We start from the raw sequence: 23148 nt of genomic DNA on the forward strand, positions 1-23148 counted from the left end.
GGAGAGCCTGATGTCCCGACGCAAGACCCTGCTCGGCGCGCTGCGCGCGGTGCCGCTGTACGCGATCCTGGCGCTGGTCGGCGCCTTCATGCTCGTGCCGTTCCTGTGGATGGTCACGACGTCGCTGAAGCCGTCCGGCACGACGTTCTCGTACCCGCCCGACCTGATCCCGGACACATTCGACTTCGGCAACTACGTCAACCTGTTCACTCTCGCGCCGTTCGCCACCTACGTGCTGAACAGCGTGGTGGTCACGACGGTGACGGTGGTCGGGCAGGTGGCGTTCTGCGCGAGCGCGGCCTACGGGTTCGCCCGGCTGAACTTCGCCGGGTCGAAGTCCATCTTCGTGCTGTTCCTGGCCACGATGATGATCCCGTTCCAGGTCACGATGATCCCGCTGTTCCTGATCGTCTTCAAGCTGAACTGGGTCAACACGTACCAGGGGCTGATCGTGCCCGGCGTCTCCAGCGCCTTCGCCATCTTCCTGCTGCGCCAGGCGTTCCTGACGATCCCGCGGGACTACCAGGACGCGGCCCGCATCGACGGCGCGAGCGAGTTCACGGTCTTCTTCCGGATCTTCCTGCCGCTGGTGAAGCCGGCCCTGGCGACCGTGGCCGTGTTCGCGTTCATGGGCACCTGGAACGACCTGCTCTGGCCGCTGCTGATCGCCCGCGACGAGAACATGCGCACCGTCGAGCTCGGGCTGGCCTACTTCAACGTGACCTCCTCGGCGTACGAGCAGCCGAACTGGCCGTTGATGATGGCCGCCTCGGTGGTTTCGCTTGCGCCGGTCGTGTTGGTCTACCTGTTCGCGCAGCGCTACTTCGTGGCCGGCATCTCGCTGTCCGGCGTGAAGGGTTGAACCCGTGGTCTTCCCGCTCGACGACTACACCCCGCACGGCTACCTCGACATCCCGGCGCACACGCGGCGACTCAGCCCGCACGGCGTGGTCCGCTCGCACGACGTCGGTTTCCGCTGGCACTTTCCGGCGTACGCCCGTAACTACGGCGGCCGCCGCGAGGTCTACCGGGCCGGCGTGCGGATCGTGGCCGACGGGGTGACCGGCGCCGAGAGCGCGCCCTACCACTCCAAGGACCGCGTCGAGTTCCGGGCCGGCCCGGTCACGGCCGAGTTCCACCTCGCCGGCCCCGACGTGCTGGTGGCCCGGGTGCGCGGCCGGGTCGGCGCGCGCCTGACCGTGCGGGCCGACTACACCCGGCAGATCGGCGCGGACCTCGGCTGGGGTGAGTCGGGCCTCGTGGGGCGGCAGGACGGCGACACCGTGGTCCTGCAAGGTTTCGAGGACGGCGAGGCGTTCGCGCTCTGGGTCTCGGAGCCCGGCGGCGCCGTCGCGGTCACCACCGACGCCGGCGCGGCCGACGGCTGGACGACGGACGGGTTGCCCGCCGCCGCGGCCGGTCCGGTCACGGCGCTGGGGGAGCGGGGCGAGCGCGTCGACCTGGCCGCGGTGGTGGAGTTCGCGGGCGCCCGGGACCACGACCTCGTGGTGCTGCTCGCTCGCGGCGGAACCGCGAGCCAGGCGCGGGAGCGACTGGCCGATGCCCGTGGGACGCACTCGGCCGTGCGCGCGGCGCTGGTCGAGGAGGACCGGCGGTTCTGGTCGACCGCGCCCGTTCTCGCGGGCGACTGGCCGGCCCACTGGCGTCGCGGACTGGTCTACGACCTCGAAACGCTGCGGATGATGGTGAAACCACCCGTCGGCGTCTACTCGCTGCCCTGGGACGCCATGCAGATCCAGGCGCCGCGGGTCGTCCTCGGCGAGGCGGCCATCGACGCCCTGTTGCTCGGCTACGCCGACCCGGCGCTGGCCCAGCGCCTGCTGCTCGGGACGTTCCTGGACGCGGCCGAGCCCAACGTCCCGTGCTCGCGCGAGGACGGCAGCTACAACATGGTGGCCGCCGACGGCAGCGCGTGCGGTACGGGTCCACAGTGGGGATATCCGTGGCTGGTCCTCGGCCACCTCTGGGACGCCAACCCGGACCGCGACTGGCTGGAGCGGATCTACCCGGCGTTGGCGTCCTATCTGGACTGGTGGCTCGCACACCGGTCCGACGGCGAGGGTTGGCTCGGGCACGCCTGCAGCTGGGAGTCCGGCCAGGACCTGTCCCCGCGGTTCGGCGACCAGCCGCTCGGCGGCGGCCACCCGACCCGCCACCTGCGCCCGGTCGACCTGCACGCCTCCGTCGCCCACGCCGCCCGGACCATGTCCCGCTTCGCCGGGATCCTCGGCCGGGACCGGGACGTCACCGGCTGGGCCACCGTGGCGGACCGCTACGCCGCGGCCACCGCGAAGCTGTTCACCGGCGACCGCTACGCCGACGTGGACGCCCGGACCGGCGCGCCGACCGATGTCGACGACGTGATGCTGTGGTCGCCGCTGGCGCTCGGGCTGGCCGGCCCGGACCAGGCGGACGCCCTGCGGGCCGCGATCCGCGCCGTCGACCCGGCCGACCTGGTCTGGCCGATGTTCGTCTGGACCGTCGTCGACGCCGCCCGGGCGGCCGGTGAGCACGGGACCGCGGCCGCCGTGGCCGCCGACATCGTGGACCGGGCCTACACATTCTGGGACGCCCGCACCACCGACGACGAGCGGACGCTGCCCGGCATCGCCTGCGAGTACTGGCCGCTGTCCGGCCGGTGCGGCGGCGAGGGCTACGGCTGGGGCGCCTTCGGCGTGCACCTGCTGCTCGGCGTCCTGGTCGGTGCCCGGTTCGCCGGTGACCGGCTGCTGGTGCGCCCGAACCTGCCGGCCGTGCTGCGCACGCCGGGAGGCCGTTACGAGGCGCGGCTGAGCCACCACGGGCGGCCGGTGCCGGTGACGCTGCGGCCCACCACCGACGGCTGCGACGTGACGGTGGCGGGCCGGTCCACCGTGCTCGCCTGGGGCGAGGAAGGCAGTTGGGAACTGTGACGACCCTGGTCGAGGGGTGGGAATGCCGGCTGGCGGGTGAGCCGGAGTGGCGGCCGGTGCCCGTGCCGGGCTCCTGGGAGCAGGTCGGGATCCCGTTGGACCACCCGGGGCCGGTCGAGTACCGCGCCACCCTGGACGTGCCGGCGTCCGCCGTGGGCCGGCGGGTCCGGCTGCGGTTCGGCGCCGTCAGCTACGCCTGCGAGGTGCTGGTCGACGGGCGCGAGGTCGCGCGGCACGTCGGCATGTGGGACCCGTTCGAGGTGGACCTCACTGGCGTTGTGACCCCGGGCCGGCCGGCCGCGCTGCTGATCCGCGTCGAGAAGCCCGCCAGCCTGACCGGCGGCCCGGACGCGCCGCCGGTGCCCGGCCGCTACCCGGCGCGGGAGACCCTGGCGGGCTTCCTGCCATACGTCTGGGGTCACTCGCACGGCGGCGTCTGGCAGCCAGTGTGGTTGCTCGTGACCGGCGACTGCGCCCTCGGCGACGTGGACGTCTCCGGCGGGGCCGAGGGCCGGCTCTCGGTCGCCGCCACGCTGCTGGCCCCCGGCGAGCTCACCGTCGAGGTGCACGATCCGGACGGCAAGCCGGTCGCCGAGGCGCGGCAGCGCGGCGACGGCCGTATCACGGTGGTGCTCACCATCCCCGACCCGCGTCCCTGGTCGCCGCACGAACCGGCGAGGTACGCCGTCACGCTGCGCACCTCGGACGGCGACGAGCGAACCGTCCACACCGGACTGCGTACGTTCGCCGCCGACGGTTCGCTGCTGCGACTCAACGGCGACCCGGTCTATCCGCGGATGATCCTGTCGTGGGGCTGGTACCCGGACCGGCTGCACCCGGATCCCGGCCCCGAGCGGGTCCGGGCCGATCTGCTCGAGCTGCGCCGGCTCGGCTTCAACGGCGTCAAGCTGTGCCTGTGGTTCCCGCCCGACTACTACTTCGACCTGGCCGACGAGCTGGGCATGCTGCTCTGGGTCGAGCTGCCGATGTGGCTGCCGCATCCAACCGCGCACTTCCGGCAGCAGCTGTTCGCCGAGTCGGAGCGGCTGGTCCGCGCTGCCGCCAACCATCCGTCGGTGGTGCTGCTCACGCTCGGCTGCGAACTGTCCGCGGCCGTCGGGGCGGACGTGCTCGGGCCGCTCTACGACCTGGTGAAGCGGCTCGCGCCCGGCACGCTGGTCCGCGACAACAGCGGCTCCGGCGAAGCGTACGGCGGCCTGCTGGACGAGTTCGCCGACTTCGACGACCACCACTTCTACTGCGAGCCGGCCTGGTTCCGGGCCACCCTCGATCACTTCGCGCCGCGCTGGCGGGCGCCTCGGCCGTGGCTGTTCGGCGAGTTCTGCGACCTCGACACGTTCCGTGACCTGCGCCGGTTCGGCGCCGACCGGCCCTGGTGGACCAGCGCCGACCCGGAGGTCAACCCGCAGGGCGCGCGCTGGCAGTACGACGTGCAGCGGCACGAGGAGACGTTGCGGGGCAACGGCTTCTGGGACCGCGGCGCCGAGCTGGAACGGATCTCGGTGCGGCAGGCCGTGTTGCACCGCAAGGTGACCCTGGAGGCCGTCCGGGCCCGCGCCGACACCAGCGGTTACGTCATCACGGGTGAGCGGGACACCCCGATCAGCACGGCCGGCGTCTTCGACGACTTCGGCGCGCTCAAGGTGGCGCCGGACGACTTCGCGCGGTTCAATGCCGATCTGGTGGTGAGCCTCGACTGGGACCGCCGGCGCGCGTGGACCGCCGGAGGCGATCGGCCCGCGCCCTGGGACACCTGGTGCTACGTCGCGGGCGCCCCGGTCCGGCCTCATCTCGTGCTGGCCCACCACGGAATGGCCGGCGGGCGGGCCGACGTGCGCTGGCGGGTCGACCTCGCCGACGTGGGTCAGGTGGCGTCCGGCCGGCTGGCGGCGGACGTCGTGGCCGGGACGATCTCGGGGCTGGGCATCGCGGCGTTCACCGCGCCGGCGGTCGACCGGCCGCGGCGGGCGGTCCTCCGCGTCGAGGTCACGTGCGCCGGCCTGCGTACGGCCAACACCTGGTCGTTCTGGTTCCTGCCCGACGACGGCTGGTCCGGTGCCGGGCCGGTGTCCGTCGTCGACCCGGCCGGCCGCCTCACCGGTGTCGCCGCGCTCGCCCCGGAGACGGTCCCGGCCGACACGACCGACGCGGTGCTGCTGGCCAGCGCCTGGACCGAGGCCGCCCGCCGGCACGTACGGGCCGGCGGCACGGCGGTGCTGCTGGTCGACGCCGCGTGCGCGCAGCCGCCGTTGCCGGTCGTGGAGATGCCGTTCTGGCGCGAGGCGGTCAAGGTGGTCGAGCCGCACGAGGCGTGGGGCGACTTCCCGCACGACGGCTGGACCGACCTCCAGTTCGCCGGGATGTCGCCGGACCTCGCCCTCGACGTGTCGGCCGCACCGGTCGGCGCCCGGCCGCTGCTGCGCCGGGTCGACACCCGGACCTGCGCCGTGCACGACTACGCGGTCGAGGTGCCGCACGGCGCCGGCCGGCTGATCGTCACCTCGTTGCGGTTCGACGGCTCGCGCGGCGACCAGCCGTTGGGGTTGCGGCGCAACACGGGCGCCGCGTACCTGCTCGGACAGTGGGTCCGGGCCCTGGGCCAGGGTAGGCACTGATGCTGGGACCGTCGTTGCTGACGTCCGGGCGGAGCCGGTCGATCAGTCCGGAGAACCCGACCGGCGCGCCGGGCGCGGGCGGAGGCGCGACCACGGGGACCGGCGCGGCGGCGGCGCGCGACCTCGGCCCCGGCTGGAAGGTCTCGCCCAGCGTCGAGATCCCGGCGGGTGCCACCTACGTGCTCGGGGAGATCGGCGGGCCGGGCGTCATCCGGCACCTGTGGTGCACCACGCACCAGCGGCACTGGCGGTCGCTGGTCCTGCGCATCTACTGGGACGGCGCCGCCGAACCGGCCGTCGCGGTGCCCCTCGGCGACTTCTTCTGCTCCGGCTGGGGCGAATTCGCGCAGGTGAGCTCCGTGCCGGTGGCGGTCAACCCGCACGGTGGGTGCAACGCGTACTGGGAGATGCCGTTCCGGGGCGGCGCCCGGCTCACGGTCGAGAACCTCGGAGCCGATCCGGCGGTGCTGTACTACCAGGTCGACTACGAGCTCACCGATGTGCCGGACGGCGCGGCCTATCTGCACGCCGCCTGGCGGCGCAGCAACCCGCTCCCGGACCGACAGCCGCACACGATCCTGGACGGTGTGCCAGGGCCCGGCCACTATGTCGGCACCTATCTCGCCTGGGGCGTCAACAGCTCGGGCTGGTGGGGCGAGGGCGAGGTGAAGTTCTATCTGGACGGTGACGACGCGCTGCCGACCATTTGCGGCACGGGCACGGAGGACTACTTCGGCGGCGCGTGGAACTTCGACGTCCCAGGGCAGGGCTACACGCCCTTCACCACTCCTTATCTCGGCCTGCCGCAGGTGCTCCGACCCGACGGCCTCTACCGCAGCCAGCAGCGGTTCGGCATGTACCGCTGGCACCTGCCCGACCCGATCCGATTCGTGTCCGACCTGCGGGTCACCGTGCAGGCGCTGGGCTGGCGGTCGGGCGGCCGCTACCTGCCGCTGCGGGACGACATCGCCTCGACGGCCTGGTGGTATGCGGCCGCGCCGGACCACGGGCCGGTCGGCGCGTTCGACGTGGACCAGCTCGAGGTGGTCTGAGCGGCTCAGTCGCTGAACGCTACCGTGTCCACATCGAACAGTTGACCCCGGCCGCCGCGGAAGACCAGGTAGAGGTCGTGGAATCCGTTGGCGGCCCCGGGGCTGGTGTCGATCCAGGTCGTCGCCGTCACCCACCCGTCGCCGGGCGGGACCGTCACCTGCCCGACCACCTTTCCGCGGGGGCCGTCGACGCGGGCCTCGATGACGCCGCCGGCCCGTGGTGCGACCGTGGCGTGCAGGCGCAGCTCGCCCTTCTGGTCCGCGAAGCCGGCCGCCGAGCCGTCGGCGAAGTTCACATTGGCCCACCGGATGAAGCTGCCGTCGCGTACGCCGGTGATGATCGGTCCTCGTTCGTCGGTGCGGCGGACCCGCAGGCCGGGGGAGTGGCCGTCGTTCTCCTCGGCCAGGTAGGTCGAGAAGACGTCCTTGCGGTCCGGGAACGCGGGCTGCGCCGCCCGGGCCGGCACGAACGTGGTCACGCTCTGGCCCCGCAGCGTCGTGGTGAACGACCGGCCGCGTGTGTGGACGGCCGGCAGCTTCCGCATGTTCTCGCTGGCCGAGGTGCGGTAGGGCACGACCGCCTCGTGGCGGCCCAGGTCGACGTCGATCGTCACGTCGGCCGGGTTGTCGTTGACCACCACGATCGCGAAGTCGCGGCCGCGCTTGTAGGCCGTCAGCGTCAACCCTGGCGCCGGGTGCTTCGTCGCGCCGACCATGACGCTGCCCTGGTCGACGAACCGGCTGTACTGGCCGATCGTGTAGTAGCGCTTGAAGATGCGGTACTGGCCGTTCTCCGTGGGGTTGCCGCTCTGCGGCGTGCCGGTGTTGACGAGCCGGATCAGGTCGGAGCCGTCGGCGCCGTTGTTGGCGACGGGCCACCACCAGAAGTACGCGTTGAGCCGCGTCTCGTCGAACAGGTTGGCGATCAGCTTGGCGTAGCGAAGGCCGTCGCTGATCGTGTTGTTGACGAAGAGCCGGTCCCGGGGCGCGCCCTGGTTCATGTATTCCGTCTGCCAGATCGTCTTTCCCCGCGCCCGTGCGTTGGCGAAGGCGTCGGGCGCGGCGCGGGTCGCCTCGTCCACCAGGCCGGCGTAGCCGTGCGCGGCCACCACGTCGACGTAACGGTCGGCCGCCGGGTCCGTGATGGCGGGCAGCGCGAACCGCTCGTCGAACGCGACACCCTCGCCGAGCACGATCTTCGCCCGTACGCCCCGGCGCTCGAACGTCGGACCGAGGTGGTCGCGCACGAGCGTCCGCAGTTCCTCGGCCGTCCACTGGCTGCTCGAGTAGCCGGTGGTCACCTCGGGCTCGTTGGTCGGCGAGACGTGCGTGATGCGGATGCCGAACTCGCGCTCGTAGCCGAGCACATATTCCGCCAGGTAGTCGGCGAACGCCTGGAACATGTCCGGCCGGATCTTGTTGGGTGGGCCGTCCGGGCCGGACGACACGACGCTGTTGTTCTGCTTCATCCACGCCGGCGGGCTCCAGACGCTCGCCATGAACGTGGTGACGCCGCGCTCGCGGGCCTCGCGCATGAGCCAGATCTGGTGGGAGTCGAACGACGCCTTCTTCGCCGGCCAGTCCGGCTGGTCCCAGACGAAGACGCCCGGCTGCGGTTGGATCGTCTCGGTCGGGCCGTCGTAGAGCTGGTCGCCCCAGACACCGACGCCGCCGTCACCGACCATGACCCGCACGATGTCGAGCCCGATGCCCGTGCGGTCGTCGAAGACCATGTCGAGCAGCTGCGAGGTGAGCGGCTCGCCGAGGCGCTGGATCCCGCCGGCCTTGTGGAACGCGAAGGACCCGCCGAACCCGTCGATCGTCTGCCGCTCGTCGTGCCAGTCGACGACGGCCGTCGGCCGGGCCGGTGGATGGGCGGCGCCGCCGGTGGGCGCCAACAAGGTGCCGGCGGCGCCGACCACGACGGCCAACCCGATCGTCCACCCGCCGCGCCGTCGTCGCACCGCGCCACCTCCATCGATATCCGCAAATCAAGCTAGAAGCGGTGGAGCGCGGCGGCAAGAGTCCCAGCTTGTCCAACATTTCCGGAAATCAGACATCAGCGTACGCACCGGTACGTGAGCCGGGCGATCCCGTCGCCGACGGCGCGGGTCCCGACGAGGCGCAGGGGGCCGGCGGCCAGTCCGGTGTGGCCGAAGAGTCGCGGGCCGTCCCCGAGGACGAACGGGAACACCATCAGCCGCACCTCGTCGACGAGGCCGTGGTCGAACAGCGCCGGAATCAGCCCGTGGTTCGCGTAGACGACGATGTCACCATCCACAGTGGTCTTCAGCGTGGTGATCGCGTCGATCGGGTCGCCGTCGAGCACGGTGGAGTTGGCCCAGGTCGCGTCCAGCGGGCGGCTGGTGACGACGTGCTTCGGGAGGGCGCGCAGGCGGTCGGCCCAGGCCCCGGTGCGGACCGACCAACGGCCGGCGAACCAGTCATAGCTGCGCCGGCCCAGCAGCAACGCCGCCGCCGACTCGGCCTCCGCCGCCTCCGCCGCGGCCCAGGCCGCCCGATCGGCCTCAGCGACGCGCTGGAACCAGCCGCCGCGGTCGAACCCTTCGTCGCCGGTCGGGTCCTGCCCGACGCCGTCAATGGTGCTGTTCTCGCTGATGATGATGCGTCCCATGCCCAGGTAGACACCACACGACCGGCGAAGGGGGCGGCAGGATGGACGGTGTGACGGAGGACGTGGTCGCGCGGGCGCGGGCCGGGGACGATGGGGCGTTCCGCGAGCTGACCGCGCCGCACCACCGTGAGCTCCTGGTGCACTGCTACCGGATGCTCGGTTCGATACAGGACGCCGAGGACGTGCTGCAGGAGACGCTGCTGGCCGCCTGGCAGGGGCTCGACGGCTACGCGGGTCGCGCGTCCGTCCGCACCTGGCTCTACCGGATCGCGACCAACCGCTGCCTCAACGCGCTCCGCGCCACCGCCCGGCGACCGGCCAAGGCGTGGGACGTGCCCCAGGTCGACCCGCCCGAGCCGACCCGCCTCGGCGAGGTCCCCTGGCTCGAGCCGATCCCCGACCCGCTGCTCGACCCGGAGGCCCGGTGGGAGCGGCGGGAGTCCGTCTCGCTGGCGTTCGTGACCGTGCTGCAGTCGCTGCCGCCGCGCCAGGTCGCGGTGCTGTTGCTGCGCGACGTGTTGGACTTCCCGGCAGTCGAGGTGGCGGCGATGCTCGACACCACCGTCGACGCGGTGAAGAGCACGCTCAAGCGCGCCCGCGCCGGTGTGGCGCGGCGTGACCGGGCCGCCGCGCCGCCGGCCGACTCGGCTGCCGAGCGGGCGGTCGTGGCCCGGTTCGTCGACGCGTGGCAGTCGGCCGACGTCGCCGCCCTGGTCAACCTGCTGACCGACGACGTCTTCATGTCGATGCCGCCGATCCCGTTCGAGTACGTGGGCCGCGCCGCCGTCGCCCGCTTCTGCACGGCGATCTTCGCCGCCGGCCGCCGGTTCGACCTCGTGCCGACCCGGGCCAACGGCCAGCCGGCCTTCGGCGCCTACCTGCGCGGTGGCGGCGGTGTCGGGCTCTACGTGCTGACGCTGTCCGGCGACCGGATCAGCGCGCTGACCCGCTTCGAGAGCCACCTCCTGGGCCGCTTCGGCCTGCCGCCGGCGCGCTGACCGTCACGCCGCGCGGCCGGCGCTGTCGAGGGCCGCCAGGTGGCCGACGTGCTGCACGACGATGTCGACGTCGAGCGCCGACCCGACCGCCCGGGTGACGTCGTCGCGGAGCCGGGCCAGCGCCGTGTTGCCCAGGTCCCGCAGCCAGGCCCGGATCAGCAGCAGGCGGACCTCCGACCCGGCCAGCTCCGCGATCTCCAACCGGCCGGCCTCGTCGACGCGGGCCAGCAGGCGGTCCGCCAGCGCGTCGGGCGCCTCGATCTCGCGGCCCGTCAGGCTCAGCACCAGCCGGTGCTGCTCCATGCGGGCGGCGAGGGCGTCGGCGACCAGGACGACGCCGGTCGTGGCCCAGTGCCGCACGACCGGGTTGTGCCGGCACACCGCGGCCATCACCGGGCTCAGCCCGAGGTGGTCGGCCTCCCGACGCACTTCCAGAAGGTACGTCGTCGTCAGCGCCTGCAGCCGCCGCTGGGCGCGACTGACCGGGTCGAGGCCGGCGACCCGCTTGACGCCGCCCGACAGTGGCCGCAGCGACTGCAGCGCCCGCTTGGGGCTGTCCTCGAATGCGTCCACCACGGCCTCCTCGAGCTCCGCGCGTTCCTCCGCCGTGATCGCCTCGCCGGCCATGAACTCCGTGAACGCCACCACCTCGGCCAGGTGACCGCGGGTCAGGCTGAATCCCCGAGCCCGTGCGACGACCGTCCGGTGCGGCTCGGCCGGCGGGCCGGCGGTGACGATCCCGCCGGCGGGGAAGCCGCTGCGCCCTTCGAGCCAGTGCGCGGTGGCCAGCGGAGTGCCGGCCCAGCGGGCGGCGGCGTCGGCCTGGGCCTGCGCGGGGTCGTACACCGGATCTTTGACCTGAGTGGACATGGTGGCCTCCCGGGGCTCGCGTCGCGGATCGACGTCGGGCTTTCGTCGCGGACCGGCCCGGCGGTTCCCGGGAACCGCTCGGGCCCCACGCGGCGAACCCCAGCTGTCGTGACCTCAGCCGGGGGCGCGCGGGGGAAGGAGCCGGACGATGGCGTACGTCGGTATCGACACGCAGGGCGCGCGGAACCTGGGCCAGCAGCTCCGCGAGTCGGCGGCCAGGGCGGAGGCCGCGCGGCGGCAGACGGTCGGGGCGCTGGAGCTGGCCGACCTCACCAGCCAGGCCCCGCTGCAGCTGGCCCTGGTGCAGGACGGCTTCACCACCCTCGGCGCCGGGCTCGTCGAGAAGGCCGAGCTCGCCGAGCGTTTCGCGATCGACCCACGGCGCACCGCGGAGACCATGGGCACCGGGCAGGCCGAGCTCGGCAGCGCGCTGGCCGCGCTGCTCGGCTTCGCCGGCCCGCGCGACCTCCGCTCCGTCCTCATCGGACTGCCGCCGCGCGGACGCGACGCGCGCCTCGACGCCGCGCTGGACCGCCTCACACCGGCGCTGCTGCCCGCCCTGCTGGCTGGGCAGCGCCCGTCCGTGCCCGTCGAGCTCGCGCCCGACCTGCGCCTGCTCGCCGTGGCGCTCGGCATCGAGCACGCTGGGCCGCCGGCGTCGGCGGTGCCACAGGTCGTGGAGCGTGGTGGCGGGTTCCTCGGGCTGTTCCGCCGGAAGGTGGTGGAGACGCGTACGACCGAGGTGTTCTGGCAGGACTTCTGGTCCGGTGGCGGGACCGTCGCCGACGTGCTCACCGACCCGGACCGGCTGCTGGACTGGGTGGCCGGCACGTTCGAGCTGGACCAGCGGCTGTCGCGGGCAGCCGCCCCGCCCACCCTCGGCGACGTGCTGGCCACGCATGACTTCGCGACGGCCAACAGCGACCCGGCCCAGGTGGAAGCCATGATCGCGGCGGCCCGGCAGGAGTTCGCGGCGATCGAGGCGTATCTCCCGTCGCTGCTGGCCGGCCGGACCGCCGCGGCGCCGGACCCGACCCAGCTCGCGCAGACGCTGGCGTTCGGTGCCCGGGTGGGTTGGACGGATCCGGGCGCGGCGGTCGCCACGCCCGACGCGCGGTTCGCCGCGGCGGTCGCGTTCCTGCGCGCCAACCGGATGCTGCAGAGCGCGCTGCTGCCCGTCGGGTTCGAGGGCGACTCCGAGCCGCTCGCGTTCTTCAACGCGCCCGGCATCGCGCTGACGCTCCAACACGGGCTCACCTCGGGCGTGATCGACTCGTCCTATCTCAGCGGCCTGGCCGGGCTGGTCGACCGGGCGCTGGCGACGGTCGACGTGGACCTGACCGCGGCGACCGCCGCCCCGCTGACCGAGCCGGCACAACAGGTGCTCTTCGGGCTCGTGGCGAGCCAGATCCCGCGGTCCCTGGTGGAGTCTCCGGCGATCCAGGCGCAGTTCGTGGCGGCGCTGAGCCACCTGCGCGGCGCGACCAGCGGTCCGGAGCTGCGGGCGCGGATCGTCGAGGTCGTCGCGGCGTTCCGCACGCTGGCCGTGGCCGGCGCGCCGGCGCTCACCGAGCGCGAGCTGACCGCCGTGGTCGGCGCCAACGCGCTCGGCGTGCTGGGCCGCTCCCGCCTGCGGCTGCGCACACGCGCGGCGGTCGAGGGCAGTCCCGAGTTCCTCATCCTGGCGCGGCAGTTCGGGATACCGGGCAGTCGCAAGCAGAAGCTCGGCAAGTACACCTTCGGGTTCACGTTCGACGAGCTGGGCGTGTTGACGGACATCGCGCGGAAGAAGCAGAAGAAGAAGGGCCTGCTCGGGCGGATCGTCGACACGGTCAAAGGGATCGGCAAGGCGATCGCGGCCGCCTGGGACGACAACCCGTTCAAGGCCATCTTCCAGGTGGGCAAGATCGCGCTCGGCGTGGCCAGCCTCGTCGTGCCGGGTCTGCAGGTGGTCGGCCTGGCATCGTTGGCGGTCAACGCCGTCGAAGCGGTCTCACATGCCATCGACGGCAACTGGTTGGGCGCGATCGGCGCCGGCCTGGCGGCGGTCACGGGCGGCGCCGACATCCTGGGCACGGCGGCCGGCGCCGCCCTGATCACTGGCCAGAGCACAGTGCTCGGCGACCTCTTCGGCAACGGTGCGGCGCTCGAGGTGCTGCGCAACGCCAAGCGCGCGTTCGACATCGGCGCATCGGTGTTCCAGGCGACCCGGGCCGACTCGCTGGCCGGTGTGATCGGCGCCGGCCTGGGCGCGGCCGCCAGCGCGCTCGGCAACGGCGGCAAGCTGCTGGAGAGCATCGACGCGATCGACGAGAGCTTCGCCCGGGACCTGGCGCGGCTGGGCACCTCCGTACGCGACGTGTCCCGGTTGGTCACCCCGGCCGCCGGGTTCGTGGCGGCGCTCGAACGGGGCGACGCGCTCAACGCGTTCGCCAGCGGCCTGTCGGTGGTGTCGGCCGGAGCGGCGGCGCTCGGCAACCCGAACGGTGTGCTGGTGTCGGGTACGGCGTTCGACTTCACGGCGGGCGACCGGGCCACGCTGGCCTCGCTGGCGACCGGGAGCGGGATCGCCGCGAACCTCGCCCGGGCGGTCGCCGCCACCAACGCGGGCAGCCCGTTCGCGGCCGGCCAGGCGCTGGCGCAGGCGGCGCAACTGGCGAACGGTCTGCCGCGGGCCGGCACCGTCGACCAGGCCGAGGTGGCGAAGCGGGTCGCGGAGGTGGGCATCGTCCTGGAGGCGGTGTTCCGCGGCGCCGACCCGCGCCTCGCGGCGCCGGTGGTGCTGCAACGCCTCAACACGGCGATCGCGTCACTCCGGCCGGCGTCCGCGGCCCGGCCCACGGACCCGTTCGCACCGGTCCCGGTGGGTTCGGCGCCTGAGCCGGTCGACGGCGACACCGTGGTGACTCTCGGGTCGAGCACGCTGCTCTCGTCCGAGTCGGCCGACCTGCTGGTCGGCGGCAGCGGCGCCGACACGCTCGACGGCGGGGCATCGGGCGATCTGCTGCTGGCTCAGGCGCCGGGCGGTGGGGGCGACGGGCAGGTGCACATCCGGTTCCCCGACGGGACGGTCATCAGTCCGCAGGAGGGCATGTTCTTCGTGCCGCGGGGCGCCGAGGTGGTCACTCCGGACGGCCAGGTCTACGGCGGTCCGAACGGACTCGACCTGCTCGACCGTGGCCTGTTGACGGTGCCGGAGCGGGAGTCCATTCCCGGCGGCTCATTGGACATCCCGGGGTTCCCGAACCTTCAGCTGTTCTTCCCGGACGACGACGAGCGGATCCCGGTGTCCCAACTGGACCTGTTCGGCACCACGCTGTCCGGCGGCTCGGGCGATGACCTCCTCGTCGGCGGAGGCGACGACGACGAGATCGGCCGCATCGACCTGGGTGACGGGCTGCCGTTCGGCCTCGACCCCAACTTCTACGAGCGCGTGCCGGAGCGGGCGCCCCTGGACCCGCTGGAACTGATGTTCGCGGACCCGCCGACCGGCGAGCCGCCGTACGTGTGGGCCGCCGCCGACAACCTCGCCTTCGTGCCGAACCACGTGCTGGACGGCGGGCCGCGTACCAAGGAGTTCATCCTGCCGTTCCTCGGCTGGGGCGCCTCGGCGCGCGGGGCGTTCGAAGCGTCCGAGAGCGCGTACGTCGGTGCCAAGCTCGGCTACGCCCTGGTCGACAACGGGTCCTCGCCGGTCGACGGCGTGACCGTCGGCGCGACGGCCAGCGTCGGCGCGCAGTTCGGCACCAGCGGCGGGCTCATCCAGGGCGCCGGCGAGCTCAACCTCGGCCCGATGCTGGATCTGGAGCTGCCGACCGCCACCACGGACTACATCGCCGGCGGGAACTTCGCGCCGACCGACACGACGCTCGGCTTCCGGGCGACCAACGGCGAGACCCGCTGGCTGGAGTCGGGCGACTTCTCGGACGCCCGCTACGTCGGGCCGGCGGTGATGCTCGGCGTCAAGTATCCGATCTACGGCGACCTGGCCGTGCAACGGATCGCCGAGCTGGCCGAGGTCTCCGAGGACGACGTGCTGCTCGCCCAGCAGCTGCCGCCCGGCAGCCAGCTCGCGTTCGACGTGCGCGACGGGTTCGGGGCGCCGTTCGACCCGGGGTTCGCCGGCCTACCCGGTTTCCCGCCTCCGCTCGACGACGAGTTCTGGAGCCAGTTCGATGTGCCCATGGCCGACGATCCGGGCACGGCGCCGCTGATGGGCTCGGCGTTCGGCTCGGCGTGGGACGACAGCGCGCCGCCGTCCTTCGACGCGGAGCCGTCCTTCACCGACCTGTCCGTTCCGGACGGTTTCTCGCTGGACTACACGGCGCCGGACTTCGGTGGCGAGTTCGACAGCTTCGACAGCTACGACCTCGGCGGTGACGACGCCTGGTCGGAATGGTGAACGAGGGAACCAAACCGTTGCACCGCAACGAATGCAGATGACCGCGGCGACACACGGGTCGTCCGGGCAACAGATCGGGAGGAGCAGTCATGAACGTCGGAATGCTCGGTGGGGACGTCGCCCAGATCCAGGAGCAGGCCAGCCAGTACCGGGTTCTCGGCGAGAACCTCGTCGCCTGCGGCGGCAACGTCGTGTCGACCACGGACGCCGCCGTCGCCGGCCTGCAGGAGCAGATCAGTAGCGCGCAGACGGCGGTCGAGTCGGCGCTGCAGGCGGTCAGCCAGGAGTCCCGCTCCGTGACCGCCGGCTTCGGTGGCATCTCCTGGACCGGCGCCAACCGCGCCCAGGCCGAAGAGGTCGGCGTGGAGCTCGACGCGCGGGTCAGCGAGACGACGGCCCGGGTGCAGGAGATCTTCGAGACCTTCCGGGCCGACCTGGGCCGGCTCGGCGGCGAGCTGACCGACGTCGCCACGCAGTTCCAAGCCGTGACGGCCGCCGCGGGCGAGTCGGCGGGCTCGCTGAGCCAGGCGATGGACGCCCAGGCGCTGCAGCTCGACGAAGTGATGAACACCGGCATCACCCGGGCCTGACGGGTACGACGGTCGATGGCCGGGGCGGTTCGACCGCCCCGGCCGGCGCATGGAGGAGGACGGGCGATGCCATTCGCCGAGGACTACGAGGCCGCGGCCGCCGCCCTGGACAGTGCGGCGCAGACGACCGGCACCCTCATGGAGTCCGCCCGGGCGGCGATGGGCGCCGGCGTCATGGTCGGCGGCCAGGTCACCGCGGTCGTGACCGACGAGCTGGACGCCGGCGCCGCCGTCCTGGACCAGGTCACCACCGAGCTGACCCAGCTGGCCGCCACCTGCCGCGAACGCGCCGAGGCCTGTCGCCAGGCGCTCGGGGCCGAGCGGGACTACGCCACCGCGCACGCGGAATATCGCACCGAGCTGCGCCAGTGGCAGGACGACGCGGACGCCGGCGCCGCGGATCCGGGAGAGCCGCCCCGGCCGCCCGAGCCGCCGGCCACACCGCCGGAGTGGGCCAACCGCTGAGGAACAGAGGCCCCGCACCGAAATCCGGGTGCGGGGCCGCTCGCTGTCGTCAGCGGGTCAGGGACGCCGTCATGACGACCAGGCCCGACGGTGTCGGCGGGTCGCCCTCGGCCTGCAACGTCACGCTGAGGGTGGTGTAGTCGTCGACGTCGACGCCACTCCACAGCTCGATCGGCACACCGGTGCGCCGCTCGTGGAACGACCCGATCGGCACGGTCCCCTTAGGACCTTTCAACCAGGCGGCATAGTACGAGCCCGGCGCCGCGGCCGGCAGTCCCGCCGGCTCGAGCACGATGGAACTGCCCGACGGCGTGTCCACGACGGACACCTCGGCCGTCGCGCCGGGCGCCAGCCCGGTGCCGGTGGCCGCATAGACCTCGCCCCGCGGCGGGTCCGGCGCGAGCGCCCGGTCGACCGCCAGCACACCGGCCGTGAACACGGCGGCGGCGAGCGCTCCGACGGGGATGGCCCAGGTGAGCCGCCGGGCCCGCGGTCGCCAGCTACCCGGTCGCCACCACGCCGCCGCGGGCCGGTCCCGCTCCGGCCGGTGAACGGGCCGGTCGACCGGCTCCGGCGCGGCTTCCGGCTCCGGAAGGGGGTCAACCGCCTCCGGCTCCGCCGGCTCGGCCACCTCTGGCTCGGCCAGCTCAACCGGCTCCATCGGCTCGGCCGCCTCCGGCTTCGCAGGCGCCGCGGCCTCCCGCTCGGTCGCGATCGGTGACGGGGAGACGGCCTCGTCTGTCGCATCGCGGGTCTCGGTCCGGATCCGGGCCAGGATCATGTCGCGCAGGCCCGGTGGCGGGCCGCCCCACGTCGCTTCGGCGGAGAGCTGGTCGGTCACCGCGCCGAACAGCGCCTCCCGGCCGGCGTCGGCGTCACCGCCGGCGGCGGGCGCCAACGATCGCTCCGCGCGCTCGTCGAGGTGCGCGGTCAACAGGTCGGCGAACCGGTCGTCACGCTCGGTGCTCACCTGTCATCCCTCCCCTCTCTGCGCGATCCTCCGATTGGCATTCGCCCCGTCCCGCCCGGCTGGTTCCCGCTGTCGTCGAAATCGGGCACGTCGCGTAGGTGCGCCAGCAGCTCGGCCAGCCTGCGATGCGCCCGGTGCGAGCGCGACTTGACCGTACCGATGGGCAGGTCCATCCGCTCGGCTATCTGGGTGTGGGTCAGGTCGTCGAAGAAGGACAGGCGCACGATCTCACGCTCGTGGTCGGCCAGCTGGCGCAGGGCGCCCTGCACCGCCCAGGCCAACCACGCGTGGTCGATCTCCGGCGCCTCGACCACCGCGTCCTGCTCGGCCTCGTGCCCGCCGCGGGTCGGGCGCAGCTCACGCCGCAGCAGGTCGAGGGTGGTGTAGCGGGCGATGGTGAGCAGCCACGGACCCAGGTCGCGCCCCGGATCGTAGGTCGCCGCCGACTTCCACGCCCGGATGAACGTCTCCTGCACCGCCTCCTGCGCGAGGTGGTCCGCGTGGGTGACGGTCATCGCCAACGCCCAGACCGACCTGGCGTAACGGTCGTAGACCTCACCCAGCGCGTCGGCGTCACCGTCGCGGAAGCGCACCAGCACGGTTTGCGGCAGCTCGTCGCGACCGGCCCCCGTGGACGGTGGCGCCGGCGACGTCATGCTTTCGGCCACCGGCCCACCCTACGTGGTGGATCAGAACTTGTGGATCCGCCGATGTGGAACCGCTCACGGTCGCCGCGGCGAAACCCCTGCAGGAGCGGGCTTCGGGAGGATCGGATGAGAGTACGCCTCAGCGTCTGCGACCGGCGCGGGAACGGCGGGCAGATGATCGACGTGACGCTGGGCGCGGTCGCCGCCGACGCGACCGTCGCCGAGCTCCTGGCGCAGCTCACCGGCAGCAGGCCGACACCCTCGGACGAGGTCGACCTCGACGGCACACCGGTGGACTCCACCGACCGCCTGGTCGACCTGCCGTGGTGGGCCGGTTCGGTGCTCACGGTGCGGTCCACACACCTACTGATCGAGCGCCCGACGAGCGCCGACCGCCCGGTGGTCGACCTGGTCCGGGTCGCCGGCCCCGACACCGGCCTGGCCCTGCCGCTGACCAGCGGCACGTTCGCGGTCGGCCGGACCCGGACGAGCGGGCTGACGCACGGCCCGGTCGCCCGGCCGATCGCGACCCTGGAGATCGACCCGGACGGCGCCGTCCGGATCGCGGGAACCGGACGCGTGGACGGCCGCGAGGTCACCGGCGACGACCCGGTCGACGGCACCTTCCTGCGCGTCGCCGATGCCGCCTTCCGCCTGGCCCCGGCCACCGGGCGCCGCGCCGCCACCCTGGACGCGGCGCCCGACGAGGCCGGCCGCGAGCAGCTCATCCGCACGCCCCGGGTGGCCGGTGCGACCCCGCCGGCCCACGTGCCGGTCCCACCGCCGCCGGCGCCGGCCGCCGTACCCGCGCCGTTGTCGTGGCTCCTGCTCATCGCCCCGCTGCCGATCGGCATCGTGATGGCCTTCGTGTTCAGCCCGTTCTTCCTCGTCATGGTCGCGATGACGCCGATGATGGCGCTGGCCCGCTGGGTGGAGTCCAGGCACCGGGCCAAGAAGGACAAGGTCCGGATCGCGGTGGAGACGGCGGCGGCCGCGGAGCGCTTCGCGGCCGACCTCGACGCCATCCGCGCCCGGATCGCCGCCGCCGCCCGGCTGGCCCACCCCGACCTCGCCGACCTGGGCCGCCGGGCCGTCGACGGCCGCGGCCTGTGGGAGGTGCGCCCCGGCGACCCGGACGAGCTGCGCGTGCCGGTCGGCGTCGGCGCCAGGGGCTGGCTGCCCGAGCTGGGCCGGCGGGGCGGCGACGAGCTGGCCGGGCGTCCGGAGCTCGCCGAGGCGCTGGCCGGGCGGGCCTGGCTGGACGACGTGCCGCTCCACGTCGACCTGCGGGAGCGCACCGGCCTCGGTGCGGTGGGCCCGGACGCGCGGCGCGTCGTCGCCACCGTCGTGCTCGACCTGGTCATCCGGCACGGACCGGCCGACCTCGCGCTGGCGTTGGTCGTCGAGCCGGCCCACCTCGGTGAGTGGGACTGGCTCAAGTGGCTGCCCCACCTGGCCGGCGACGACGGCACGCTGCGGGTCGCGACCGAGCCCGCGGCCGCCGAGCACCTGTTGACCCGCGTGGTCGCGGACACGGCGCCGCCGGCCCGCGGCGCGGCCGCCCCCGCGCGGCCCACCGGAACCACGGTGGTCGTGGTGGACGGCGACGACCTGCTCACCGGCCGGGTGGCGGCGCTGCTGGGCCGGCTGGCCCGCGGGTCCGGCCGGGCGCTCGTCGTGGCGTCCACAAGGGACCGTCTGCCGTCCGTCTGTGGTGCCTTCCTCGAGCTGGGCCCGGACGGCACGGCGGAGCTGACGGACGCGATCACCGGCGAGCGTACGACCGGACTGCTCGCCGCCCGGGCCGCCGGCGCCGTCTGCCGCCGCACCGCCCGCGCGCTCGCCCGGTGGACCGACCCCGAGCAGGCCGCGGCGGCCGCGCTCCTGCCGACCCGGGCCCGGCTCGTCGAGCTGCTCAAGGCCGTCGTCGCCAGCCCGCAGGGCCTGGCCCGCCCGGTCGACGACCTCGACAGCACGGTGATCGAAGCCTGGTGGCGCCGTGACTCCCGCGGCCTCGAGGCGACGATCGGCGTGACCGAGCGGGGGCCGTTCACCCTCGACCTGCTCGCCGACGGCCCGCACGGCCTGGTGGTGGGCACGACCGGCGCCGGCAAGAGCGAGCTGCTGCGCACCGTGGTGGCGTCGCTGGCCTGCGCGTACTCGCCGGATGACCTGACCTTCCTGCTCGTCGACTTCAAGGGCGGCGGCGCCTTCGACGCCTGCGCCGGCCTGCCGCACACGGTCGGGCTCGTCACCGACCTCGACGAGCACCTGGCCGCCCGGGCCCTGCGCTGCCTGCGGGCCGAGGTGCGGCACCGGGAGCGGCGCCTGCGCGAGGCCGGCGTGAGCGACCTCGGCGACCTGGTGGCGCCGGACCGGCCGTTGCCGCGGCTGCTCATCGTCATCGACGAGTTCGCGACGCTCGCCGTCGAGCTGCCCGGTTTCCTCTCGGCGCTGGTCGACGTGGCGCAACGGGGCCGCAGCCTCGGCATCCACCTGCTGCTGGCCACCCAGCGCCCGCAGGGCGTGGTGGACGGCAAGATCCGGGCGAACACCAACCTGCGGGTCGCGCTGCGGGTGCAGGACGAGGCGGACTCCCGTGACGTGCTCGGCACGAAGCAGGCCGCCGACATCGACCGGCGCCGGCCCGGCCGGGCGTACGTGCGGCTCGGCGCGAGCGAGGTCGTCGGTGTCCAGACGGCCCTGGTCTCCGCGAGCACCCCGCAGGGCCAGCGGGACCGGATCGAGGTGACGCCGTTCGCACTGGTGTCCGAGCTGGAGCCGGCCCCGGCCGACGTCCCGGGCGTCCCCACCGACCTGGAGCGGCTCTCGGCCGCCATCGCGGAGGCGGCCCAACTGGGCGGCTACCAGCCGCCACGGGTGCCGTGGCCGCCACCGCTGGCGACCGAAGTGGACGCCTGGACCTTGCCGGCGGGCGGCGCCGACGACGCCGTCCCGATCGGCACTGTCGACCTCCCGGACGAACAGCGCTCCGACGTCTGGCGCTGGTCGCCGGACGCCGGCGGAACGCTGGTGTTGGCCGCCGACCCCGCGGCGGTGGGCGCTGCGCTGACCACCGCGGTGCTCGGGCTCGCCCGGTGCCGGCCGCCCGATCGGCAGCAGGTCTTCGTGCTGGCCGGCATCGACGCGGGCCTGCGGCCGCTGGCCGACCTGCCGCACGTGGTCGCCGTGGTGGGCGTCGACGAGCGGGAGCAACTGGGGCGCGTCCTGGACAGGGTGGAGCGGGAGATCGCGGCGCGCCGGGCCGGCGGGCCGCGCGGCGCGGACGTCCTGGTCGTGGTGGTCGGCTGGGACGCCTTGGTCGAGGGGGCCGAGCAGGCCGGCATCGTCGAGGCGGGCGCGCGGTTGGAGCGGTTCCTGCGCGACGGGGCGCCGGTCGGTGTCCGGTTGCTGGTCTCGGCCGCGCATGAGCGTGGCGTGCCGGGGCGGGTGCTCACCCAGCTGGCCACGAAGCTGTGCCTGCGGCTGGCGGACGCCGCGTCCTACACGGCCCTGGGGCTGCGCGCCCGCGACGTGCCGGAGCTGGCCGGGCTGCGCGCGATCGACCTCCAGACCCGGCACGAGCTGCAGATCGGCCGGTACGGCCCGGACGCGGTGGCCCGGATCGCGGCCGCCTATCCCGGTGCGGCGCCGACCGGCGGCGTGACGGTGCTGCCGGAGCTGGTGCCGGCCGGTGAGGTCCTGCCCGCGTCCACCGTGGTCGGTCAGACCTGGCGGCTCGGTGTCGGTCGCCACTACCGGGATCTGGCCGTGGCCACCATGGACCTGGGACCCGGCATGCACGCGGTGGTCGCCGGCCCGGCGGGCAGCGGCCGCACCAGCGCCCTGCGCCTGCTCGCCGCGGCCGCGCGCGCCGGCGATCCGGCGGCCACGGTGGCGGTGGTGACCGCCGACCCGGACGTCTGGGCCGGCGCCGCGGTGACCTGCGCCCGCGCCGTGGGCGACCTGCCGCCGTGGACCGCCGCCGGGCGCGGACTCCTGCTGGTCGACGGCATGGAGTCGCTGGGCCCCGATGCCGGGACGGCGCTGGACCGGCTGCTGCCGGGTCTGTCGCCAGGCGTGCACCTGGTCGTCGCCGGCCGGGCCGACACGTTCCGCGGCATGCAGCCGTGGCAACGCGCGGTCACCATGTCGCGGACCGGTCTGCTGCTGCGGCCGGCCGCCGACGACGGCGAGGTGCTGCGGATCCGCCTGCCCCGCGAGGCGCCGCCGCGGCCGCTGCCCGGCCGGGGCTATCTCGTCGAGGCCGGCGGGCTCGCCCAGGTCCAGGTCGCAATGTTGCCACTGCCGCCGGCACCGCTGACGCTGCCGGTCGGCGTCTTCGCCGGAGGTGCGCGATGAAGCCCGCGTACGCCGTCGGTGTCTGCCTCACCGCGACCGGCGCCGTGATCGCCGCCGTCCGGACCGACCCGCTCCGGCTGGCCGCGCTGGCGGAGGTGGCCACGCCGTCGGGCCTGTGGACGTCGGACGCGGGTGGTCGGCCGGCCGCGGCCGCGGGCCGGACGGTGGCGCGGGCCCGGCGACGGCTCGGCCTGTCCAGGTGGTGCCCCGTCACCGTCGTCGGTGGACCGTCGCTCGGCGCCGAGGTCGCGGCGGGGTCCACCGCCACGCTGCTCGCCCGGGCGGGCCTCGCCGTGGCCCGGGTGGTGGAGGCCGAGCGACTCGGCCTCCACACCGACGGCGTGGCGGTCGACGAACCGCTGCGGGCCGCGCTGGTCGACGCGGAACACGCGCTGGCGTTGGCCGCGGCCCTGTGCATGCTGGACGGACCCGGCCCGGCGGCCGACGATGACAGGTCAGGCATCGGTGACGGAGAATGGGACGCCGCTGCGGGATGGGCCGTCGAACGGATCGGTCCAGCCCGCGAACCGCTGGCGCCGACGACGACGAACTCCCGGTGAGCGGCTGTCCACGGCAGCCGGCGGTGGA

Annotated in this window: 15 protein-coding genes; 10 read left to right on the forward strand and 5 right to left on the reverse strand. The window is 74.0% G+C overall.

Annotation, left to right across the window (positions count from 1 at the left end; all coding sequences use genetic code 11):
• The first annotated feature begins 10 nt into the window (after nucleotides 1-10).
• The 4 genes from O7635_RS28130 to O7635_RS28145 are packed head-to-tail and all read left to right on the forward strand — an operon-like array spanning nucleotide 11 to nucleotide 6621.
• Nucleotides 11-862: a carbohydrate ABC transporter permease gene (locus O7635_RS28130; protein WP_278083497.1), complete on the forward strand. Its 852-nt coding sequence runs from the start codon at nucleotides 11-13 to the stop codon at nucleotides 860-862.
• A 4-nt stretch (nucleotides 863-866) separates the two neighbouring features.
• Complete coding sequence (locus tag O7635_RS28135) at nucleotides 867-2933, forward strand: hypothetical protein (protein WP_278083498.1); 2067 nt, start codon at nucleotides 867-869, stop codon at nucleotides 2931-2933.
• Complete coding sequence (locus tag O7635_RS28140; protein WP_278085587.1) at nucleotides 2930-5569, forward strand: sugar-binding domain-containing protein; 2640 nt, start codon at nucleotides 2930-2932, stop codon at nucleotides 5567-5569. Before O7635_RS28135 ends, O7635_RS28140 begins: the two co-directional genes overlap by 4 nt.
• Entirely contained in the window at nucleotides 5569-6621 is a 1053-nt protein-coding gene (locus O7635_RS28145; protein WP_278083499.1) for a glycoside hydrolase family 172 protein, read from the forward strand. The genes O7635_RS28140 and O7635_RS28145 overlap by 1 nt, the downstream gene beginning before the upstream one ends.
• Before the next feature lie 5 nt (nucleotides 6622-6626).
• On the opposite strand, the gene O7635_RS28150 is transcribed toward O7635_RS28145, so the two are convergent.
• Together O7635_RS28150 and O7635_RS28155 are read right to left on the reverse strand one after the other, a co-directional pair.
• Nucleotides 6627-8585, reverse strand: a complete 1959-nt coding sequence (locus O7635_RS28150) for a glycoside hydrolase (RefSeq protein WP_278083500.1) — start codon at nucleotides 8583-8585, stop codon at nucleotides 6627-6629.
• A 95-nt stretch (nucleotides 8586-8680) separates the two neighbouring features.
• Nucleotides 8681-9256 carry a dihydrofolate reductase family protein gene (locus tag O7635_RS28155; protein WP_278083501.1) on the reverse strand — a complete coding sequence of 192 codons (576 nt, stop codon included), beginning with the start codon at nucleotides 9254-9256 and terminating at the stop codon, nucleotides 8681-8683.
• A gap of 41 nt (nucleotides 9257-9297) precedes the next feature.
• Between O7635_RS28155 and O7635_RS28160 the strand changes: the two genes are divergently transcribed.
• Nucleotides 9298-10254, forward strand: a complete 957-nt coding sequence (locus tag O7635_RS28160; protein ID WP_278083502.1) for an RNA polymerase subunit sigma-70 — start codon at nucleotides 9298-9300, stop codon at nucleotides 10252-10254.
• A gap of 3 nt (nucleotides 10255-10257) precedes the next feature.
• Here O7635_RS28160 and O7635_RS28165 read toward each other — a convergent pair whose 3' ends face one another.
• Nucleotides 10258-11124, reverse strand: a complete 867-nt coding sequence (locus O7635_RS28165; RefSeq protein ID WP_278083503.1) for a hypothetical protein — start codon at nucleotides 11122-11124, stop codon at nucleotides 10258-10260.
• A gap of 148 nt (nucleotides 11125-11272) precedes the next feature.
• Here O7635_RS28165 and O7635_RS28170 point away from each other — a divergent pair, with 148 nt between their 5' ends.
• The 3 genes from O7635_RS28170 (at nucleotide 11273) to O7635_RS28180 (ending at nucleotide 16581) form a co-directional block, all read left to right on the forward strand.
• Nucleotides 11273-15526 carry a hypothetical protein gene (locus O7635_RS28170; RefSeq protein ID WP_278083504.1) on the forward strand — a complete coding sequence of 1418 codons (4254 nt, stop codon included), beginning with the start codon at nucleotides 11273-11275 and terminating at the stop codon, nucleotides 15524-15526.
• An 89-nt stretch (nucleotides 15527-15615) separates the two neighbouring features.
• A complete protein-coding gene (locus O7635_RS28175) occupies nucleotides 15616-16116 on the forward strand; it encodes a hypothetical protein (RefSeq protein WP_278083505.1) in 501 nt (166 codons plus the stop codon).
• A 66-nt stretch (nucleotides 16117-16182) separates the two neighbouring features.
• Complete coding sequence (locus O7635_RS28180; RefSeq protein ID WP_278083506.1) at nucleotides 16183-16581, forward strand: DUF630 domain-containing protein; 399 nt, start codon at nucleotides 16183-16185, stop codon at nucleotides 16579-16581.
• A 49-nt stretch (nucleotides 16582-16630) separates the two neighbouring features.
• On the opposite strand, the gene O7635_RS28185 is transcribed toward O7635_RS28180, so the two are convergent.
• Complete coding sequence (locus O7635_RS28185) at nucleotides 16631-17551, reverse strand: anti-sigma factor (RefSeq protein WP_278083507.1); 921 nt, start codon at nucleotides 17549-17551, stop codon at nucleotides 16631-16633.
• Nucleotides 17548-18219 (reverse strand): sigma-70 family RNA polymerase sigma factor, encoded by a 672-nt coding sequence (locus tag O7635_RS28190; protein WP_278083508.1) that lies wholly within the window; start codon nucleotides 18217-18219, stop codon nucleotides 17548-17550. Before O7635_RS28190 ends, O7635_RS28185 begins: the two co-directional genes overlap by 4 nt.
• 105 nt (nucleotides 18220-18324) lie before the next feature.
• Between O7635_RS28190 and O7635_RS28195 the strand changes: the two genes are divergently transcribed.
• Together O7635_RS28195 and O7635_RS28200 are read left to right on the forward strand one after the other, a co-directional pair.
• Nucleotides 18325-22560, forward strand: a complete 4236-nt coding sequence (locus tag O7635_RS28195; RefSeq protein WP_278083509.1) for an FtsK/SpoIIIE domain-containing protein — start codon at nucleotides 18325-18327, stop codon at nucleotides 22558-22560.
• On the forward strand, nucleotides 22557-23120 hold the full coding sequence (locus tag O7635_RS28200) for a hypothetical protein (protein WP_278083510.1): 564 nt from the start codon (nucleotides 22557-22559) through the stop codon (nucleotides 23118-23120). Before O7635_RS28195 ends, O7635_RS28200 begins: the two co-directional genes overlap by 4 nt.
• Nucleotides 23121-23148: the final 28 nt, after the last annotated feature.

This window comes from Asanoa sp. WMMD1127, from assembly GCF_029626225.1.
GTDB lineage: Bacteria > Actinomycetota > Actinomycetes > Mycobacteriales > Micromonosporaceae > Asanoa.

Excerpts from the sequence above, each read along its gene's own strand:
- O7635_RS28130 (WP_278083497.1), top strand. The coding sequence starts at position 11 with ATGTCCCGACGCAAGACCCTGCTCGGCGCGCTGCGCGCGGTGCCGCTG.
- O7635_RS28145 (WP_278083499.1), top strand. The coding sequence starts at position 5,569 with ATGCTGGGACCGTCGTTGCTGACGTCCGGGCGGAGCCGGTCGATCAGT.
- O7635_RS28155 (WP_278083501.1), bottom strand. The coding sequence starts at position 9,256 with ATGGGACGCATCATCATCAGCGAGAACAGCACCATTGACGGCGTCGGG.
- O7635_RS28160 (WP_278083502.1), top strand. The coding sequence starts at position 9,298 with ATGGACGGTGTGACGGAGGACGTGGTCGCGCGGGCGCGGGCCGGGGAC.
- O7635_RS28165 (WP_278083503.1), bottom strand. The coding sequence starts at position 11,124 with ATGTCCACTCAGGTCAAAGATCCGGTGTACGACCCCGCGCAGGCCCAG.
- O7635_RS28170 (WP_278083504.1), top strand. The coding sequence starts at position 11,273 with ATGGCGTACGTCGGTATCGACACGCAGGGCGCGCGGAACCTGGGCCAG.
- O7635_RS28175 (WP_278083505.1), top strand. The coding sequence starts at position 15,616 with ATGAACGTCGGAATGCTCGGTGGGGACGTCGCCCAGATCCAGGAGCAG.
- O7635_RS28180 (WP_278083506.1), top strand. The coding sequence starts at position 16,183 with ATGCCATTCGCCGAGGACTACGAGGCCGCGGCCGCCGCCCTGGACAGT.
- O7635_RS28195 (WP_278083509.1), top strand. The coding sequence starts at position 18,325 with ATGAGAGTACGCCTCAGCGTCTGCGACCGGCGCGGGAACGGCGGGCAG.
- O7635_RS28200 (WP_278083510.1), top strand. The coding sequence starts at position 22,557 with ATGAAGCCCGCGTACGCCGTCGGTGTCTGCCTCACCGCGACCGGCGCC.